This is a genomic window from Hydrogenimonas cancrithermarum, from assembly GCF_030296055.1.
Classification (GTDB): domain Bacteria; phylum Campylobacterota; class Campylobacteria; order Campylobacterales; family Hydrogenimonadaceae; genus Hydrogenimonas; species Hydrogenimonas cancrithermarum.
In genome coordinates, this window is record NZ_AP027370.1 from 928,831 (window position 1) to 946,137 (window position 17,307).

The following is a 17,307-nucleotide window of genomic DNA, read 5'->3' on the forward strand; positions in this document are numbered from 1 at the left end:
TAATGCAATTAATATGCTACAATGGTAATTATGGATAAAAAACAGACCTTATTTACTTATATAAAAAGAGTAACTGACTGGAAAGTCGAAGTAAAAAACAAAGAAGTTTCCCTTCCTCTGTACTTACGGACAGGCTATACATTCTGGTATGTAACGATTGCCAATATGGATCTTGTTTTTGCTTATACAAAAGAGGATACTCATGATATGCGTCGCTATGCACAGGCATATAAAACATTGAGAGAGAAGCTTGATTCTCAGGTAGTATTTGTGTTTGACTACCTCGATACACGTCAGATAAACAGCTTGATTCAAAAACATATTCCTTTTGTCGTACTGGAAAAATATCTGTATCTTCCTTTCGCTCTGATGCAGATTGGGACTGCGAAGCAAAGCAAGAATCAGCTTTATAAAAATGAACGATTAACTCCCGATGCTGACTTGATACTGATAGGTTATCTTGATGGTCGTATTCGCAATGGTATGATGGTAAAAGAGGTAGCCGCAGCGATTGAAAGAGAAATACGATCTACATCAGAAGCACTAAGTTTATTAGATGAGCTTGAGTATGCCAGTGTAAAAAAAGAGGGAAGAAGCAAAAAAGTACACTTTGAAACAAAGTCAGAGGTGTATGAAAGGTTATTGAGAAAAGGCTTGTCCCCATTAAAAAAGAGCTTCTTTACCTCTTCGGAAATATTTGGGAATAAAGCAGTGAAAAGCGGCTATAGTGCTTTGGCACACTACTCTGCACTTATGGATACAGGTATCACTACAGTTGCCATCAGTAAAAAAGCAAAAAATCTCCTTCTGGATTTAGATACCTGTGAAGAAGATGAAGCGCTTTATAGAGTAGAGGTTTGGGATCGTGATCCTCATACATTTGCACAGCGTAATGTCATCAATCCACTTTATGTGTTGCGGCAATTTAAAAATGATGACGATGAGCGTGTACAGTATGCTCTCAAAGAAATAGAAGAAAAAATAAAACAGAAGTGGAATAACAGATGAAAATGACAGACCTGGCGGGCTTGAGCCATTTCGAAGAACATTTTAGGGAGCTGAAAGATCAGTATGTGATCGTTGGAGGCTTTGCGACTTTGATGCTTCTGGACAGGGAACTCCCGAATCATGGTAAGGCAACCCATGATATAGATTTGGTGTTATTGACATCAACATCGGTAGAGATGGCAGCTAAGATCAAAACATATATCAAAGAAGGTGGTCACACTATTCAGAAAGGTCAACAGGACAGATACCAATATTACAGGTTTGTTGAACCCAAGGCAGAGGGATATCCTAAAGAGATTGAGTTATTTTCTTCAGAAGAGTACGGTATAGAGTTGGATGAGGGACAGCGCATTATTCCTATCGATCCGGAAGAGGGGCTCTATTCATTATCTGCCATTATGCTGGATCGTGAATACTTTGATATGATCAAAAGCAATATAGAGGAAATAGATAGTATTCCCTACAGCAATACGCTGGCAACGATGCTGCTGAAAATGTCAGCAGTATATGATTTGTACCACAGAGATGATGACAAATGGAAAAAACATCGCCGAGATATATTGAAACTGACACTTCTGTTAACAGGTGAAGAGCGACTGGTTTTAAAGGGGAGAATGATCGATGACGTCAAATTTTTCAAAGAACTGGTAGAAGAATTGACACCTAAAATGATAAAGCAGATTGTTGGTAAAGGTGTAGTGGTTGACAAAGATACCGTTATACGCTCCATCGAACAGGTGTTTGTAACAGAAAAGGTACAAGAATGAGCAAACATAAAGAGATCACATTCGAAACGGAGATTGTCGAATACTTGAGCCAACATGACTGGGTGGAAGGCACTTCAGAAGGTATGCCAAAGCTTTGGCACTCTACCCAGAAGACCTCATAGCCTATGTAAAAGACACCCAGCCCGAAGCATACGAGAAATTTGCCAAGCGTCATCCCAAAGAGAGGGAATATTCAAGATTTTGTGCATCAAGTTTGCCAAAGTAATGTAAAGTTTTTGGCTTTGTGTTTGACAATTTGATGACAATTGAGAAAAGTGGGTCAAGCCAATTCCCCCTCTTTTTTCAAGGTGCGATTGATGCCAAACGGCAGTCGAAATTGCTTTGCCTACCTTTTGATACCGCTATTTAAATATATAGGTGAAAGTACTTCCTTTGCCGAACTCGGAATCGACCCGAATCGTGATTCCCTCCTGGTCGACGATATTTTTGACGATGTTCAGCCCGATGCCGAATCCGCCTTTGAAGCTATCTTCACGATAGTAGCGTTCGAACACCTTTTCGGGCTGTTTCATGCCGACGCCTTCGTCTTCTACCGTGAAAATCACACCTTCGTCCCTCTTCATCAGTGTCACGCGAACAAGCCCCCGCTCGTGACTGTACTTGATGGCGTTGGAGAGCGTATTGTCGACGATTCGCTGCAGTTTGGTCGAATTGAAAGTGATCGTGATCCCCTCTTCGATATCTGTCTCGATCTCGATCTCCCGCAGCGACGCCACCTCTTTGAAGTAGTCGACGCGATCGTCCAGAAACTCCGAAAAATCGATACACTCTTTCGGATAAGCCATCGTCTCTTTCTTGATCAGGTAGTCCATGTCGTTATAGATCGTCGCCAACGTCTTGGCTGCCGCTTTGATACGCGGAAGATATTTGTTGGTGCCGAATTTGCGTGCAAAGAGGTCCGCATTGAGCTGAATGATGCTGAGCGGTGTATTGATTTCGTGCATCGAGTCCTTGATGAAGTTGTCGAGCTGTGCATTGATCGTTTCAAAGGGCCTCGCAAAATTTCTAAAGACCATCCAAGTCAGCAGAAAGAGCATCGCGACGATACCGACGATAACGAGCAGCACCGTCATATAGATTTCTGCGCTGTTCTGCTTTTTCGAGACAATCAGATAGTTGGCCCCGAAATAGCGTCCTCCGGGAAGCTGCATCACATAATAGCGGTAGTCGTCGTACCGGTGGTAGCCGGGTGTGAAACTCGGAGGCGTATACTCCAACAGGGTGAAGATGCTTCGCATATTGTCGTCGTAGAGTCCCGCCTCGTAGCTCGAATAACGCGGAAAACGGAACGCTTCACCGCCTGCGGGGTTGTAGCTCTCCATCTGCAGGATGATATTGCGTGCCTCCCGGAGCAGTTCGTTTTGCGTCTTCGCCTCATTGACTCCCAGCATCAGCTGCGTATAGACAAAAAGGGGAACCAGCATGATGGCGGCGATGAGCGAAGCGTAAAAAAGCGCATACTTGAGTGCAAACTTTTTTCTGTCAAAGATCAATGCGGTACCCCAGGCCCCGGACATTGGTGATAAGCCCGGCAGAGAGCTTCTTGCGCAGTTTGTTGATCTGCACCCGGATATTGGCAGGATCGACCGCCTCGCCCCAGACAAACTCCTGAAACTGCTCGGGCGTCACGACGTTGCCCCTGTTTTGAATGAGAAGTTCGAGCATCCTCTTTTCGGTCTTTGTCAGGGCGATCTCTTCACCTTCATGGCACAGAACGAACTTTTTCGTATCGTAGGTGTAGCCATTGGGAAGTTCGATGGCCTTCTCCTGTGTTTTGAAGCATTCCGATTTGAGCGCCTGCTCCACGCGAAGCTGCAGTTCGATCAGATCGAACGGCTTTTTGATATAGTCGCAGCATCCACTCCTGTACCCTTTCGCCAACGCATCCACATCGGTCAAAGAGGTAATGAAGATCGCCGGTAACGTTTTTCCGTGCTCGCGGGCTGTCTGAAGCAGCTCGAACCCGTTGATCCCGGGCACCTTCACATCCAGAAGAATCAAATCGTACGATCTTTCGAACAGCGCATCGAGTGCATCGTCTCCCGAAGCGTAATCGTCGACGGTGAACCCGAGTTCCTCCAGAAACTCGACCATACTGATACGCAACGTATATTCGTCTTCGAGCAGCAAAATTCTCATTCGATCACTCCGGTTATCTTGCGTCTTCGGTTCTGATAGAGGATAATGTCTATCAGCTCCTCTTTGCTGTACTCCTTCAACACTTCGTAAATCTCCTGTTCCACCAGCATCCGGTCTTCTCCCTGAAACGTGTTGAGAAGTTTGAAGAGATTCCTGTCATAGATGCTTCGGTAACCGCCTGTCGGATCTTCCCAGCGGTTGACGATCTGATAGAGGTCCTTCTGGGTGAAGTTGAGAAAAAAGGAGAGCGGTTTGTCGCCGTTCATCAATTGGTCGAGATCCTCTTTGCTCAAAGCCATCAAAAAGAGTCCGATCTGGTCCCCACGGCCGTCGAGCATCTCCTCGACGATAAAAAAGTGACCGCGATGATAAAGATAACGTTGACGCAGCAGTTTCGGCATATCGACACGCTCCACGATCTTGAGGAGATTCGTGTTGTAATTTTTGTTGCTGACCACATAGTTTTGCACGGTCGGATTTTCACGCATCAGCGTCGCGATACTCAGCAGTTTCTCGTTCATCAGCACCAGCAGTTCGATGCGGTTCCGGCGAAGATCGTCGGTGATTTTGTCGAAAAACTGCAAAATTTCCAGATAGCCGATCGCCTTGGCGCCATGCATGATCGGTGTCGTCGCCTTGATCGAAAGGAGCCGCCCCGGTTCGATCGCCACTTTCGGTTTTTTGAGCGTCGTGATCGCTTTGAGGTCTTCGCGGAAAATATCGAGCGGCATACCCGCATAGGTGTTGTCCCAGCTTCTCGCGAAGATGGTGAGATCGGTCGTGATCACCTGGGCACGTACATCCCTCATCAACGTATATTCGCGCAGCCGTGCGAGAGATTTGGAGAGTATCTCGTATCCCCTGTCTTCGTCGTCGTCCCAAAGCGCCTCTTTGAGTGCCTTGTTCTCCGCCAACGCGATGGCGAGCGAAAGCGCCTGGGACTTCTGAGAATTGAGCCCGTTCCTGAAATAGTTGCGAAGCGTATCGCTGAACTGGACATAGCGGTTCTCTTCCACTTTTTTGGAAAGATACCAGACACTTCCTCCCATCGTCACGACCAGGAAAAGTGCGATAACGATGACGAATTTTTTAGTGAACCATTCCTGCAAGCGGTTTTACTCTCTTTTTTTTCGTCTATAATAATGCAAATCTATAAAAAAATCAAATCAATTTGCAAGCGGCAACCCCTCATTTTTCCATGCGTTGATACCGCCTTTGAGATTATAGGGTTTGAAGCCGTTGGCGGCGAGTTTGCGCGATGCCATGACACTGCGAATCCCACTTCTGCAGTAGACCAGAATCGTTTTGTGTTTGAGCATCTCCAGATCTGCGAGACGTCGGTCCAGCTCCTGCACCGGAATCAATCTGGCACCTTCCAGATGGCCTTCCCTATACTCTTCCGGCCTCCTGACATCGAGTATGACGACATCGGGATCGTTTTGGATCATTTCATACGCACGCTTCGGCGTTACACTCTCGAAATTGGCGAAGATAATCCCTTTCGCATACAGAAAATAGAGCAAAACCGCGGCACCGGCAACAAGAGCGATCATCATTGTACGTTTCATGATTTCCCTTCGATGGATATATGATAAATCGTGACACCTGCCATTATACCCACGATATCGGCAAAAACATCAAAGACAGACGCCTCCCTGTAAGGAAGAAAATATTGCACCGCCTCGATAAATATACCCACCATCAGCATCCATCCGGCAATCCGTGTATAGCGGTTTCCATATCCCCATGCATAGAGCAATGCCAAAACACAAAAAGCTACAGCATGTTTGACCTTGTCGGCGAACTGAAAATCTGGCCCGATATCCGCACCAGGAGAAAAGGCAAGAAAAAAGACAGCAAAAAGCGTGACCCAAAAAAGACGTTTAGCCCATACAACAGCCGTTGGATGATAAAAAAGGGATTGGAAATTCATTGAATGACTTTGAGAAGAAAAATTCATTTGGTGGAGTTGAGGGGAATCGAACCCCTGTCCAGAAACAAGCAACTCCTGACGTCTACATGCTTAGACGACATCGCTATGTTTAACACGGCTTCGCGCAATGTCCAAAGCTACGCCGTGCGAGCCTCGAAGGTTCGCTTGCAGGTGAGGCAGCCTGCAAGTATAGCCATAGAAGTGTGATACTCTCGAAATCCGCCTATATGGCGTTAGCGGAGAGAGCAGCCCCTGTAAGGGTTAACTTACGCAGCGTATGCGTAAGCGGGGCGGTAATTTGTGTTGTTTGCGTTTATTGCATTGTGGGCAGCTTAACGATATGCCCAAACCGGCATGCAGCCAGGAATCACCTGCTCCTGTCGAAGCCAAGTCAACCCCGTCTAAAAAGTGTTGTAAACACTCAAACAAACAACGCTTACTCGTTGATCATCTCCTTGATCGAACGCGCAAGTGTAGATATTTTATCGATTTTCTGTGTGCTTGTCAAGTTCTCTTTAAGCAAGATCTTCACGAAGGCGCTTCCGACAATGACGCCGTCGACCCCTTTGGCCTTCTTTTTCGCCGTCTTTTCGTTGACGCCGAAGCCGATGTAAAGCGGTGTATCGGTATGTTCGCGTACGCTCGCGATGATCGGTTCGAGCGATTCGCTCTTTTCGGCACCCGTAATACCGGCATAAGCGACCATATAGATGAATTTTCTGGCATCTTTGACGATTTCCGCGATCCGTTCTTTCGAATCGGTCGGTGCGACAAACTCGATGAGCGCCACCCCCTTTTCGTCAAACTTCGGACGATAGAGCGCACCCTCTTCATGCGGGAGGTCCGGGATGATGAAACCGCTGACCCCAAACGCTTTCGCTTTGTCAAGGAAAAAATCGATCCCTCGATGATAGAAAGGGTTGAAATAGCCCATCCAGAGCATATCGATATGCGGAGCGATCTTTTCACTCACCTCGAGCAGATCCGCAATTTTGAACCCCTTTTGAAGGGCGAAAAGATTTGCCGCTTCGATCACGGGGCCATCGGCGACCGGATCGGAAAACGGAATACCGAGCTCCAGCGAATCGGCACCCGCCTCTTTCAGCGCAAGCGCCAGATCGACGGTAAATGCTTTATCCGGATATCCGGTGGTGATATAAGCTACCAGTTTTTTCAAAATGTTCTACTCCGGTACATTCAAGATTTCGGGATTGATGTTTCCAAGTTCACCGTCGTCGGCCATCTGCACATACCACGTGCGAAACTGGTCGCTGACCAGCAAAAGCCAGTCGACCATCGCTTCGCCTATATGCGAAGGATCGTTGCGAAGCCTCTGCATCGTCTCTTCCGCCAACTCCGCCAACAGATAGACCCGTTCGATTTTCAGAAAGGAGGACGCCGACTTTATGTTATGGAAAATGCGGAACAGCTCATCGATCCTCTCTCTGCGTCCTTCCTCTTTTTCAAGTGCGACGATCAGAGGTTCCATCGCTTCCGTCATTACGTCGAGATGATCGAGGAACTCATCTACGATATCATAGTCGAACTGCTCTTCCAGCCGTTTCCGGATGCCCATACATGCCTCTTTCCGGGGCTTTCTTGCTTCCCGTTTGATTGCAATTATACCATTTTTTGGATAGAATCTTACCACTTTCGAAGAAGGGTGGTATATGCCAAAAAAAGAGACGATCACTTCCTTGCAGCAGGCGAAAGGCGAGCGTAAAATCACGATGATCACGGCGTATGACGCACTCTTTGCCTCTTTGTTTCGCGAGTCAGCCGACATGATCCTCGTCGGCGACAGTCTCAACATGAGTTTCAAAGGCGAACCCGATACTCTCTCGATTACACTCGAACAGATGATCTACCATACCCAGGCGGTCTGCAACGGCGCTCCGGACACCTTTGTCGTCTGCGACATGCCGTTCGGTTCGACCAACACCAAAGAAGAAGCGCTCGCCAACGCGGTAAAAGTTTTCCAGCAGACAAGAGCCGATGCCGTAAAAATCGAAGGGGGATGCGAACGGGCCGATCTGGTTGAACATCTCACCGACAATGCCATCGCCGTCATAGGCCATGTCGGACTGCTGCCTCAGTCAGTCCGCTCAGAAGGGGGCTACAAGGTCAAAGGGCGCGACGAAGAGAGCTTCAAGCAGGTGATGGCTGATGCCAAAGCGATCGAAGAATCCGGTGCCTTTGCACTCGTGATCGAAGGCGTCACACCCGCGCTCGGAAAAGCGGTCACCGAAGCCGTCAAAATCCCCGTCATCGGAATCGGTGCCGGCAAAGAGACCGACGGACAGGTACTGGTCTGGTCCGATATGCTCGGTTTTTTCGAGGCTTTCAAACCCAAATTCGTCAAACGCTACCTCGAGGGAGCGAAACTGGTCAAAGAGGCAGTCGGAGAGTATGCCAAAGAGGTTCGATCGGGCATCTTTCCGGCTGAAGAGCACACTTATAAGTGAGAAGTGAGAAGTGAGAAGTGAGAAGTTAATGGCCGCAGGCCATCCATCCATCATCGTTTGCGGAGCTGGCTAAGTGGAAAGAATGGTGGAGATCGAAAAGTTCGATTACGAGAATAGCTACGAAGCGTCGCTTCGGCCAAGCCGGTGGGACGAATACATCGGGCAGGAGAAGATCAAAAAGAATCTTCGTGTTTTCATACAGGCGAGCAAAAAGCGTGACGAAGCACTCGACCATGTCCTCTTTTTCGGCCCTCCCGGTCTCGGAAAGACGACACTCGCCTACCTCATCGCTACGGAGATGGAAAGCAGTATCAAAGTCACGGCTGCCCCGATGATCGAAAAGAGCGGTGACCTGGCAGCCATTCTCACAAATCTCGAAGAGGGAGACATCCTCTTCATCGACGAGATCCACCGCCTCTCACCGGCGATCGAAGAGATCCTCTATCCGGCCATGGAAGATTACCGCCTCGACATCATCATCGGCAGCGGCCCGGCGGCGCAGACGATCAAACTCGACCTTCCACGCTTCACCCTCATCGGTGCCACGACCCGTGCGGGAATGATCTCAAATCCGCTGAGAGAGCGCTTCGGAATGCACTTTCGAATGCAGTTTTACGAAAGCAAAGAGCTGGCGAAGATCGTACAGCAGGCGGCACAGAAACTCGACAAGCCGTGCGATGCCGACGCGGCGCTCGAAATCGCCAGGCGGAGCCGTGGCACCCCTCGAATCGCCCTGCGTCTGCTTCGACGCGTGCGCGACTTCGCCGAAGTGGAGAACGAGGCTCTGATTCATCTCGATCGCACGAAATTCGCCCTCGACCAGCTCGGCGTCAACGAAGAGGGCTTCGACGAACTCGACATCAAACTGCTGCAGCTGCTCATCGAAGCGCGCGGAAAACCGCTCGGGCTCAGTACGATCGGAGCGGCGCTCAGCGAAGACGAGGGAACCATCGAAGATGTCATCGAACCCTACCTGCTCGCCAACGGCTACATCGAGCGGACGGCCCGTGGACGCATCGCGACACCAAAAACCTACGAGCATTTCAAACTCACTCCCCGATTGCAGGGCGGTCTGTTGTGAAACCCCAGCATTTCATCGTCCTGCTGCTCGCCATCTCCGGCTGGTTCGTCTACCTCGTCTATAAACCCTTCATGCAGGATATCGCCATCGCGATTCTCTTGATGTTCGCCACACTCGGCATCTCCAAGCATCTGGAAAAGACGATCAAGAAACGGTGGCAGATCAGTGCCGTGATGAGCCTGCTGCTTGGACTGATGTTCTTCGCACCGCTTGTCTACTTTATCAACGCCATCGCGGTCATGGTAACGCACATCGACCCCATCGCCATCCAGGAACTCGTCGAAAAGGTCGCCGGCTACCTGCAGTCGATCTCCCTTCCCGAACAGTTGCTAAGTCGCTTCAATATCGACCAGGAGACGATCCACACGACGATCGAAAACGTTTTCGGCGTCGAAAGCATCAACAACTACCTCAAAAACATGTTCGCTTTCCTCGGCTCCCTGGCTGCCCACAGCGCCGTTTTCTTCAAAGATATGGTACTGATTCTGATCTTCTACTTCTTCAGCTACCTCTACGGCGAGGAGACCGGCCACTTCATCAAACGAATCCTCCCGCTCGATACGGCACAGACACAGCTTCTTTTCAACGAACTTTCCAACTCGATGGGGGTCGTCTTCTTCTCGATCCTGGCCACTGCCATCTTCGAAGGCACCCTTTTCGCCGTCATCGTCCTCTTTTTCGGCCTCGATGCCATTTTGTTCGGAATCCTCTACGGTTTCGCTTCTCTTGTCCCAGTCGTCGGCGGAGCGTTGATGTGGGTGCCTGTTTCGCTCTACCTCTGGGCGACACAGGGTGCGACGCCGGCGATCATCGTGGCGCTCTACTCGATTATCGTTATCTCGATTATCGCCGATACCTTCATCAAACCGCTCATCATCAAAGAGATCGACTACAAACTTCTCAAAGAGACCCAAGCCGTCAATGAGATTCTGGTCTTTTTCTCGATCATCGCAGGCTTGACGACGATCGGCTTCTGGGGCATGATCATCGGTCCGGCAATCACGACGATCTTCATCGCCATACTCAAGCTTTACGATCAGCTTCAATCATCACTCAAAAAGGATTATGCATGAAACGACTCTTCGCAACCCTCTTGACACTCGCGGCCCTCTTTTTCCAAACCGCTTCGGCCGAAGATGTAACACTTACCTTCGAGCTCAAGGAGAACGGTGCTCCGACGCTTCACATCAAAGAGACGAAAAACGGCATCGTCATCGACGAATACAAAGGCAAAGTGCTGTTGCTCAATTTTTTCGGGAAACATTGCAAATGGTGTATGAAAGAGATCCCGCATCTGGTAGAACTTCAGAAGAAACATAAAGAGAAACTCCAGATCGTCGCCATCCATGCCCAACAGCCTATGACACTCGGCGAACGGTCGATGCTCGAAAAGAGATTTCACTTCAACTATCCGATTTACGAGTACATGAACAACCAGGATTTCGTACAGTACATCTCCCACCGGGCGCAATGGAGCGGCGCTCTTCCCTTCTCCATCATTTTCGATAAACACGGAAGTGCCGCGAAGATCATCCCCGGCTATGCACCGAAAGAGGACCTAGAGAAATTCATCGGTTTTTTGATAGAACAGAAATAGGCTGCCCACGTTTCAAAAGCAGCCGGTAACCGACGATACCGGCTACGACCATCAACGATGAAAGCAGCTGTCCCATCGTCATCCAGCCGCAGCAGATGTACCCAAGCTGAATATCCGGCTGGCGCCAGAATTCGGCGACGAAACGCGCCATTCCGTAAAGGATGGCGTAGAGGGCGATCAACTCACCCTCGAAACGCTGCCGTTTGCGATAAAAAAAGAGAAACAGCGCGATAAGCACCCCTTCCAGAAACGCTTCGTAAAGCTGGGATGGATGGCGAAGTGTCTGGTTGACATAGATACCCCACTGCACATCGGTGACGCGCCCGACAAGCTCCTGATTCAAAAAGTTCCCGATCCGCCCGAAAACGTACCCCACCGGTACACTCAGCGCCACCAGGTCCATCCACATCCAGAACGACGTCCTGCTTTTTCGGACGAAAAGCCACGTCGCAACGACAAAACCGATCACCGCACCATGGTAGCTCATACCGCTGATACCAGTAAAGGTACCACCATGAAAGGGGTTGAAAATCTGCCAGGGATGGGTCAGGTAGTATGTTGTATGAGGGTCGTAAAAGAGGATATATCCAAGTCTCGCTCCGAGGATCACACCGATTTCGACATAGATGAAATAGCTCTCGAGTGTCTTGTCGTCTACGGGATAACGGTCATGTTTGACATACCATTTGGCCGCATAGAGTGCCGTGACGAGCGCCAAAACATACATGATGCCATACCAGTGGACTTTGATCGGACCCATAGTGAAGGCGATCGGGTCGAAATGGTCGTAGATATGCTGCCAGAATTCCACCAATCACCCTTTTTTCGAAACAAAGATCAGCCGGTGTTCATCGTCGAAAATCACAAGATTGCCCGCTTCGTCAAAGTGCCACCATTTTGTCCCTTTCAGCATACCCAAAAACATTCTTTCAACCTCTCCCGCTTCGCCAAGGCAGAACTTTCGGGTCGAGCCGATGGCGGAAAAAGTGATCGCGTTATCGGTCATGGAAACAGTTCCGAAGTAGTTGTTGCATCCTCCGAAGCCGCCCACTCTGTCTCCCTCGTAAAAACGGATCGTTGCAGGATGTTTCAGGAAGATTTCACGATTATCGAAAAGACGCAGTTCCCATGTCGGGCCATAGAGCTTCACTGTACACGCTTTTTCGGGCCGAGCAGATGCGTCGACGGCACAGCCGCTTAGGAAAAAAATCGTTATGAGCCCCAATCCGACAAAAAATTTAGGCATCTGACGCTTCCAGCGCATCGGCGATCAACTCGATCGGGTTTTTGAAAATCGCCTTGCTGTCGGCTTGATAGAGGGCGTTGCCCAACTGCATTCGGCAGGCACTACACTCTGCCGCCACGATGTCGGCACCTGTTGCGTCGATCATCGCCGCTTTAGGCTTGCCTGCCGCTTCGGCCAGGTGAAACTTCTCCGTCTGAATCGTCACACCGCCGAAACCGCAGCATCGGTTCGGATCGCTCATCTCTTTGAGTTCGTAATTTTGCTGAATTAGGTTGCGCGGCTCTTTGTAAATACCCTGCACTTTTCTGGCATGGCACGGATCGTGGTAAGTCACCAGCAAATCACTTTTGACACCTTTTTCTTTTAGTACCTCCGGCAGCTTCGTATGGTTGGCAAGCCACTCAGTCGCCATGAAGATCTTTTCGTTCAGTTTCTCGGCACGAGCCGCCCACTCTTCCTCGCCACGGTTTCTGAAAAAGACAGCCCAGTCATGCTTGATCATCGCCGAACAGGTCGCCTCGGGCACGATGATCGCGTCGACATCGTCGATGAAACTCTCGAAATATTCGATATTCTGTTTCGTCAGTATCTCGACGGTCCTAAAATCTCCGGTAAAGTAGGCGGGTGCCGAACAGCACTTCTGCTCCTTGGCGAAAAAGACGTCGATTTCGAGCGCTTTTAAAATCTTCACGAGGCCGTGGCCGATACCGGTGTAGTTGTAGTTGGCCAAACATCCGATGAAGATCGCCACGCGTCCTTTGCCGCCGTGGTCGATATTTTCAGGATAGGAGTTGAGCACACTCCTGCTCGCCATGCTCGGCAGAAGCCGATCTTTCTTGATGATCGGCAGGTTGAAACGCGGAATCAGCCCGCCGCGTTTTTCGTCCGTCTGCACCGCACACGATTTGAAGACATACCCCAGCTTGCTGGCGATATCCATGATTTTCCGGTGGCGAAGCAGGAAAAAGAAGAGCCGCTTGAACCATGCGATGCCATACTTGTCTGCGATCTCTTTACGCACCTCTTCGATCACCATGTCGGTCGGCAGGTCGTTGGGGCAGACATCGACACAGTTGGTACACAAAAAACAACTCTCGAAGATGTTTTTCGCCGTTCTGTCAAGTTCCAGTTCTCCCCGTTCATGCGCACCAAGAAGATCGATGAATCCACGCGGGCTCGTCACCTCGTCGGGATTGACCTGATGGATCGTACAGACCGGAATGCACTTCCCGCACTTGATGCAGTCGTCGCTGATTTTCGTATATTCAAAAAGATTTTTTGGCTCAGACACCGTAAACCCCTCCCCCATTTTCCATTCTCAATGTTTCATTCTCCATTCGCGAAGCGTCAAACCGTTTTGCTGAAAGTCTTTTTACTTGCCGCATGTTTTTGCATATAGGCATCGAATGGCATCGCGATGTTACGGATGACCAGCGTGCCGGTCTGCGACACCGTAATGGCACTGTCGGTGATGGCTACCAACCCTTCATCGACCATCGGCTGAAGCGCTTCCAGCGCATCGGCGAAATACTCCTTAAAGTCGATACCGAACTGTTTCTCAATCTTTTCAATGTCAAGTTTGAAGTTGCTCATCAAATCCATAATGACCGCTTTTCGGATACGGTCGTCAAGGCTGAGCTCAACACCGCGCCAGAACGGAAGTTTGCCGGCATCGATCGCCGCTTCATACTCGGGAAGCTCTTTATAGTTTTGGGCATAGTAATCCTCACCCTCTCCGATACTCGTAAGCCCAATGCCCAGCAGATCGACACCGCCGCGCGTCGTGTAACCCTGAAAATTACGATGCAACTCGCCTTTCTCGATCGCTTTGAAGAGTTCGTCGTCGGGTTTGGCGAAGTGATCCATCCCGATCATCTTGTAGCCGTTAGTGGTGAAATAATCGATCGTGTGCTGCAAAATCGCCAGCTTCACATCCGGACTGGGGATTGTCGTTTCATCCAGCTTGCGCATTGTCTTTTTAAGCCACGGCACATGGGCGTAGTTGAAGACGGCCAGACGGTCCGGGTCGAGCGAATGTGCCAGTTCCAGCGTCTTTTTGAAGCTCTCCAGCGTCTGGTAGGGCAGCCCGTAAATAAGGTCGATGTTGATACTCTCGACACCATATTTTCTCGCCAGTTCGACCGCCTCTTTCGTGATGTCGTAAGGCTGAATACGGTGGACCGCCTGCTGGACGATCGGCTCGAAGTCCTGCACCCCGAAGCTGATACGCGTGAAGCCGTGCTTTTTTAGTACCTTCATCTGCTCCTCGTTGAAAAAGCGAGGGTCGATTTCGCAGCTCACTTCGGCATCTTCGGTGAAATTGGGGAAGTGCTTCTTGACCGTGTTCATGATCCCGTCGAGCTGCTCGGCGCTGAAGAACGTGGGCGTACCGCCACCGAAGTGAAACTGCACGATGTCGCTCGAACTCTCCATCGTCTGTGAGAGCAGCTCCAGTTCGCGCGTCAGGTAGTCGATGTAGCGGACTTTTTTCTCTTCTTTGGAGGTGAAGACGACGTTGCAGCCACAGAAGTAGCAGGCACTTCGGCAAAACGGCAGATGGATGTAGATGGAGAGTGGCTTTTTCGCATCGCGGTTTTTCAGCTTTTCGACGTAGCGGTCGTAAGTGAAATCTTCGGAAAACTCGACGGCTGTCGGATAGCTTGTATAGCGTGGACCGGGTTTTGAGTATTTGACGAACTGTTTGAAATCGATCATAATATGAGAGCTCCCAGGTAAATTGGGATATTTTCCCATAAATTCGATAAATAAGGGCTAAACCGAAGGCAATAGTTTTATAATTATAAGAAAACATACTCATATCGACAATTAATAATATCAATTTTTATTATATTTTTCAAACAAAAAAAATACACGCCAGCCAACGGGATGGCTACCTCTTCGTCAATGCGAAGCTGGCCACCAAACAGGATGTGGTCATTATCGCAGAAACGAACAAAGGCGCGTTTTACAAAGCGAGCCAATATGTCCGGGTACCGCTCGGCGGATGCGGCTAAGGGGATCTTATGGGTAAAAAATTCAGAGCGGGGGCAAAGATCCTCGACAAAAACTACAAAGTTGGTGATGTCGTCAAAGTACAGACGATCATCATTCACCGGATGAATACGGGTTTCGCCAAAGACAAATCGACGGGAAAACGGCTTTCACAGTTTTACGTCACGAACGAAACGATCTACTATAACGACAAGCGGATCTGCGATTTCGAATTTGGTGTCTCGGCGAGTCACAACCCGAAACTCAAATTTCCGGTCAAAATCACGGGCCCCGTGACCATCAAAGTGGTCTTCGAAGACAATCGGGGCAACGGACAGGAGAAGAGGATCAAAGTCTATCCCAAATAGAACGTCGATTTTAGCTTGCAGCGGCGGTATGACACCATACCGCCCTCCTCATCAATAGTCTCTGACTTTATTCTCTTCCCACGATACACGACACCTTCGATCGCTTTCAAAGCCACCCGTCCGCTGTGCCGCGAACATGCCGGGCATCGGTCCAAAACCGCTCGCAAGAGCAGCGTTTTTGAAAAAAGCGTGACGATCCACTCCCTACAATCCGGCCTCGTCGAGATCCCGTTCGTCGATCTGCAGATCCTTGAGCGAATAGAAGAGATTGGGGTGCTGGCGCTTGATGCTTTTGACGAGATTTTCGAGGTTGACATTGGAAGCTTCGGCGCCACTCTCCTTCAGACGTTTTTGAAGTTCGTGCATCGCGACCGTCCAGACATCGTGAAAATCGATTGGAAGCTCTTTGGCGATCGCCCGCTCGAGGCGCGCTTTGAAGACCTCCTCGCCCATATGCTGGAGCGAATTCATGATTCCCATCATCGCCTCGGCAGAGGAGAGGACCATGAGCTTTCCATCCTCGTCGATGACGAACCATGGCTGTTCGTCACTCCACTTTCCGCGTTTGAGTTCGAGAATTTTATGCTCCCCGTCCTCCCCCGGTTTGATCTCCAGTACCGGCCGTTCCGAGGGTTTCGGCATCCCCAGTTTCTGTGCGACCAGATCGATCTCCTTGAGCTGCTGCTCTGCCGGTAGGTTTTTCAGACTTTTCATATCGCCCTCCATTCAGACCTCGTCCCGTTTTCCGTCGAGCCAGACCATCACACCCTTTTGGGCATGGAGTCGGTTCTCCGCTTCGTCGAAAACGACGCTCTGCGGCCCTTCGAGTACATCTTCGGTCACTTCGAGTCCCCGGTAAGCGGGAAGGCAATGAAGGAAAATGGCGTCGGCGTGGGCCAGTTTCATCATCTTTTCATCGACCGTGTAGCCGGCGAAGTCTCTCAGACGCTTCTCCTTCTCCTCCTCATCGCCCATCGAAACCCATGTGTCGGTCGTCACGACATCCGCACCCGCCACCGCATCTTCGGGGTCGTTCGTAAACAGAAGCGCCGCACCGCTTCGCTGGGCAAACTCCATCGCGTCCACGACGATCTCGGGATTGCATTCGTACCCCTTCGGCGTCGCGATACGAAGTTCGAAACCGAGTTTGGCTGCGAGCATCAGCCAACTGTGCGCCATGTTGTTTCCGTCACCGATATAGGCGACAACCGGATTTCGATCTTTGCCGTGTTCCATCATCGTCATATAGTCGGCCATGAGCTGTACCGGATGGTACTCGTCGGTCAAACCGTTGATAACCGGTACGTTCGAGAAGCTCGCGAACTCTTCGAGTTTGCTCTGGCTGTAGGTTCGTATCATCACCATGTCGCACATACGGCTGATCACACGTGCGGTATCCTTCATCGGCTCGCCACGCCCGAGCTGAATATCGCGTGACGAGAGGAACAGGCCCATCCCGCCCAACTGGTAAATTCCCGTTTCGAAGCTCACACGCGTTCGGGTACTGCTCTTTTCAAAAATCATCGCCAATGTCTGTTTTTCCAGATAAGGCGTAAACCGCTTCGCTTTCACTTCCGCTTTGATGCGAAGCCCCAGTTCGATAATCTCTAAAATCTCTTCTTTCGTATAATCTTTCAGTGTCAAAAAATGTCTCATTACCAAAAATCCTTAATTTTCTCTATCCAAACGGC

At 49.8% G+C, this 17,307-nt stretch carries 21 protein-coding genes and 1 other RNA gene; 8 read left to right on the forward strand and 14 right to left on the reverse strand.

The features are described 5' to 3' along the window. The first annotated feature begins 30 nt into the window (after nucleotides 1–30). Nucleotides 31–1,008 (forward strand): hypothetical protein, encoded by a 978-nt coding sequence (locus QUD54_RS04730; RefSeq protein WP_286337807.1) that lies wholly within the window; start codon nucleotides 31–33, stop codon nucleotides 1,006–1,008. Further along, nucleotides 1,005–1,775 (forward strand): V-type ATP synthase subunit E family protein, encoded by a 771-nt coding sequence (locus QUD54_RS04735; protein WP_286337808.1) that lies wholly within the window; start codon nucleotides 1,005–1,007, stop codon nucleotides 1,773–1,775. Before QUD54_RS04730 ends, QUD54_RS04735 begins: the two co-directional genes overlap by 4 nt. A 362-nt stretch (nucleotides 1,776–2,137) precedes the next feature. Here QUD54_RS04735 and QUD54_RS04740 read toward each other — a convergent pair whose 3' ends face one another. The 8 genes from QUD54_RS04740 to QUD54_RS04775 all read right to left on the reverse strand — a co-directional run bounded on the left by QUD54_RS04740 (nucleotide 2,138) and on the right by QUD54_RS04775 (nucleotide 7,444). Continuing rightward, entirely contained in the window at nucleotides 2,138–3,289 is a 1,152-nt protein-coding gene (locus tag QUD54_RS04740) for a sensor histidine kinase (protein ID WP_286337809.1), read from the reverse strand. Continuing rightward, the gene (locus QUD54_RS04745) at nucleotides 3,279–3,935 is read right to left on the reverse strand and encodes a response regulator transcription factor (RefSeq protein WP_286337810.1); all 657 of its coding nucleotides are present in this window, start codon (nucleotides 3,933–3,935) and stop codon (nucleotides 3,279–3,281) included. The genes QUD54_RS04740 and QUD54_RS04745 overlap by 11 nt, the downstream gene beginning before the upstream one ends. After that, the gene (locus QUD54_RS04750) at nucleotides 3,932–5,044 is read right to left on the reverse strand and encodes a cache domain-containing protein (protein WP_286337811.1); all 1,113 of its coding nucleotides are present in this window, start codon (nucleotides 5,042–5,044) and stop codon (nucleotides 3,932–3,934) included. The genes QUD54_RS04745 and QUD54_RS04750 overlap by 4 nt, the downstream gene beginning before the upstream one ends. Nucleotides 5,045–5,101: 57 nt before the next feature. Continuing rightward, nucleotides 5,102–5,503 carry a rhodanese-like domain-containing protein gene (locus QUD54_RS04755; RefSeq protein ID WP_286337812.1) on the reverse strand — a complete coding sequence of 134 codons (402 nt, stop codon included), beginning with the start codon at nucleotides 5,501–5,503 and terminating at the stop codon, nucleotides 5,102–5,104. Further along, complete coding sequence (locus QUD54_RS04760; RefSeq protein WP_286337813.1) at nucleotides 5,500–5,868, reverse strand: VanZ family protein; 369 nt, start codon at nucleotides 5,866–5,868, stop codon at nucleotides 5,500–5,502. The genes QUD54_RS04755 and QUD54_RS04760 overlap by 4 nt, the downstream gene beginning before the upstream one ends. A 28-nt stretch (nucleotides 5,869–5,896) precedes the next feature. After that, nucleotides 5,897–6,267: a transfer-messenger RNA gene (gene ssrA / locus QUD54_RS04765) on the reverse strand. A 37-nt stretch (nucleotides 6,268–6,304) separates the two neighbouring features. Continuing rightward, on the reverse strand, nucleotides 6,305–7,045 hold the full coding sequence (gene trpA, locus QUD54_RS04770; protein WP_286337814.1) for a tryptophan synthase subunit alpha: 741 nt from the start codon (nucleotides 7,043–7,045) through the stop codon (nucleotides 6,305–6,307). Nucleotides 7,046–7,051: 6 nt separating this feature from the next. Further along, nucleotides 7,052–7,444 (reverse strand): Hpt domain-containing protein, encoded by a 393-nt coding sequence (locus QUD54_RS04775; RefSeq protein WP_286337815.1) that lies wholly within the window; start codon nucleotides 7,442–7,444, stop codon nucleotides 7,052–7,054. A gap of 94 nt (nucleotides 7,445–7,538) precedes the next feature. Between QUD54_RS04775 and panB the strand changes: the two genes are divergently transcribed. The 4 genes from panB to QUD54_RS04795 all read left to right on the forward strand — a co-directional run bounded on the left by panB (nucleotide 7,539) and on the right by QUD54_RS04795 (nucleotide 11,011). Next, nucleotides 7,539–8,333, forward strand: a complete 795-nt coding sequence (gene panB, locus QUD54_RS04780; protein ID WP_286337816.1) for a 3-methyl-2-oxobutanoate hydroxymethyltransferase — start codon at nucleotides 7,539–7,541, stop codon at nucleotides 8,331–8,333. A 73-nt stretch (nucleotides 8,334–8,406) separates the two neighbouring features. Further along, the gene (ruvB, locus tag QUD54_RS04785) at nucleotides 8,407–9,414 is read left to right on the forward strand and encodes a Holliday junction branch migration DNA helicase RuvB (RefSeq protein ID WP_286337817.1); all 1,008 of its coding nucleotides are present in this window, start codon (nucleotides 8,407–8,409) and stop codon (nucleotides 9,412–9,414) included. After that, a complete protein-coding gene (locus QUD54_RS04790; RefSeq protein WP_286337818.1) occupies nucleotides 9,411–10,487 on the forward strand; it encodes an AI-2E family transporter in 1,077 nt (358 codons plus the stop codon). Before ruvB ends, QUD54_RS04790 begins: the two co-directional genes overlap by 4 nt. Beyond that, on the forward strand, nucleotides 10,484–11,011 hold the full coding sequence (locus tag QUD54_RS04795; RefSeq protein ID WP_286337819.1) for a TlpA family protein disulfide reductase: 528 nt from the start codon (nucleotides 10,484–10,486) through the stop codon (nucleotides 11,009–11,011). Before QUD54_RS04790 ends, QUD54_RS04795 begins: the two co-directional genes overlap by 4 nt. On the opposite strand, the gene lgt is transcribed toward QUD54_RS04795, so the two are convergent. From lgt to hemN, 4 genes are read right to left on the reverse strand one after another with little or no spacing between them, the layout of a single operon-like run. Further along, nucleotides 10,983–11,822 (reverse strand): prolipoprotein diacylglyceryl transferase, encoded by an 840-nt coding sequence (gene lgt / locus QUD54_RS04800; RefSeq protein WP_286337820.1) that lies wholly within the window; start codon nucleotides 11,820–11,822, stop codon nucleotides 10,983–10,985. The genes QUD54_RS04795 and lgt overlap by 29 nt on opposite strands. A gap of 3 nt (nucleotides 11,823–11,825) precedes the next feature. Next, on the reverse strand, nucleotides 11,826–12,257 hold the full coding sequence (locus QUD54_RS04805) for an META domain-containing protein (RefSeq protein WP_286337821.1): 432 nt from the start codon (nucleotides 12,255–12,257) through the stop codon (nucleotides 11,826–11,828). Further along, nucleotides 12,250–13,548: a (Fe-S)-binding protein gene (locus QUD54_RS04810; protein WP_286337822.1), complete on the reverse strand. Its 1,299-nt coding sequence runs from the start codon at nucleotides 13,546–13,548 to the stop codon at nucleotides 12,250–12,252. The genes QUD54_RS04805 and QUD54_RS04810 overlap by 8 nt, the downstream gene beginning before the upstream one ends. A gap of 56 nt (nucleotides 13,549–13,604) precedes the next feature. Further along, nucleotides 13,605–14,972 carry an oxygen-independent coproporphyrinogen III oxidase gene (gene hemN / locus QUD54_RS04815; protein ID WP_286337823.1) on the reverse strand — a complete coding sequence of 456 codons (1,368 nt, stop codon included), beginning with the start codon at nucleotides 14,970–14,972 and terminating at the stop codon, nucleotides 13,605–13,607. 197 nt (nucleotides 14,973–15,169) lie between these two features. Here hemN and QUD54_RS12030 point away from each other — a divergent pair, with 197 nt between their 5' ends. Beyond that, nucleotides 15,170–15,271, forward strand: coding sequence for a thiosulfate oxidation carrier protein SoxY (locus QUD54_RS12030; RefSeq protein WP_406600586.1), 102 nt, complete (start codon nucleotides 15,170–15,172; stop codon nucleotides 15,269–15,271). A gap of 9 nt (nucleotides 15,272–15,280) precedes the next feature. Continuing rightward, nucleotides 15,281–15,616 (forward strand): thiosulfate oxidation carrier complex protein SoxZ, encoded by a 336-nt coding sequence (locus tag QUD54_RS04820; protein ID WP_286337824.1) that lies wholly within the window; start codon nucleotides 15,281–15,283, stop codon nucleotides 15,614–15,616. 204 nt (nucleotides 15,617–15,820) lie between these two features. Here the strand turns inward: QUD54_RS04820 and QUD54_RS04825 are convergent, their stop codons facing one another. After that, a complete protein-coding gene (locus QUD54_RS04825; protein ID WP_286337825.1) occupies nucleotides 15,821–16,330 on the reverse strand; it encodes a DUF2603 domain-containing protein in 510 nt (169 codons plus the stop codon). Nucleotides 16,331–16,342: 12 nt separating this feature from the next. Continuing rightward, on the reverse strand, nucleotides 16,343–17,272 hold the full coding sequence (argF, locus tag QUD54_RS04830) for an ornithine carbamoyltransferase (RefSeq protein ID WP_286337826.1): 930 nt from the start codon (nucleotides 17,270–17,272) through the stop codon (nucleotides 16,343–16,345). Nucleotides 17,273–17,307: the final 35 nt, after the last annotated feature.

Excerpts from the sequence above, each read along its gene's own strand:
- argF (WP_286337826.1), bottom strand. The coding sequence starts at position 17,272 with ATGAGACATTTTTTGACACTGAAAGATTATACGAAAGAAGAGATTTTA.
- QUD54_RS04795 (WP_286337819.1), top strand. The coding sequence starts at position 10,484 with ATGAAACGACTCTTCGCAACCCTCTTGACACTCGCGGCCCTCTTTTTC.
- QUD54_RS04825 (WP_286337825.1), bottom strand. The coding sequence starts at position 16,330 with ATGAAAAGTCTGAAAAACCTACCGGCAGAGCAGCAGCTCAAGGAGATC.
- QUD54_RS04730 (WP_286337807.1), top strand. The coding sequence starts at position 31 with ATGGATAAAAAACAGACCTTATTTACTTATATAAAAAGAGTAACTGAC.
- QUD54_RS04775 (WP_286337815.1), bottom strand. The coding sequence starts at position 7,444 with ATGGGCATCCGGAAACGGCTGGAAGAGCAGTTCGACTATGATATCGTA.
- QUD54_RS04755 (WP_286337812.1), bottom strand. The coding sequence starts at position 5,503 with ATGAAACGTACAATGATGATCGCTCTTGTTGCCGGTGCCGCGGTTTTG.
- hemN (WP_286337823.1), bottom strand. The coding sequence starts at position 14,972 with ATGATCGATTTCAAACAGTTCGTCAAATACTCAAAACCCGGTCCACGC.
- QUD54_RS04760 (WP_286337813.1), bottom strand. The coding sequence starts at position 5,868 with ATGAATTTCCAATCCCTTTTTTATCATCCAACGGCTGTTGTATGGGCT.
- QUD54_RS04805 (WP_286337821.1), bottom strand. The coding sequence starts at position 12,257 with ATGCCTAAATTTTTTGTCGGATTGGGGCTCATAACGATTTTTTTCCTA.
- QUD54_RS04745 (WP_286337810.1), bottom strand. The coding sequence starts at position 3,935 with ATGAGAATTTTGCTGCTCGAAGACGAATATACGTTGCGTATCAGTATG.
- QUD54_RS04735 (WP_286337808.1), top strand. The coding sequence starts at position 1,005 with ATGAAAATGACAGACCTGGCGGGCTTGAGCCATTTCGAAGAACATTTT.
- panB (WP_286337816.1), top strand. The coding sequence starts at position 7,539 with ATGCCAAAAAAAGAGACGATCACTTCCTTGCAGCAGGCGAAAGGCGAG.
- QUD54_RS04820 (WP_286337824.1), top strand. The coding sequence starts at position 15,281 with ATGGGTAAAAAATTCAGAGCGGGGGCAAAGATCCTCGACAAAAACTAC.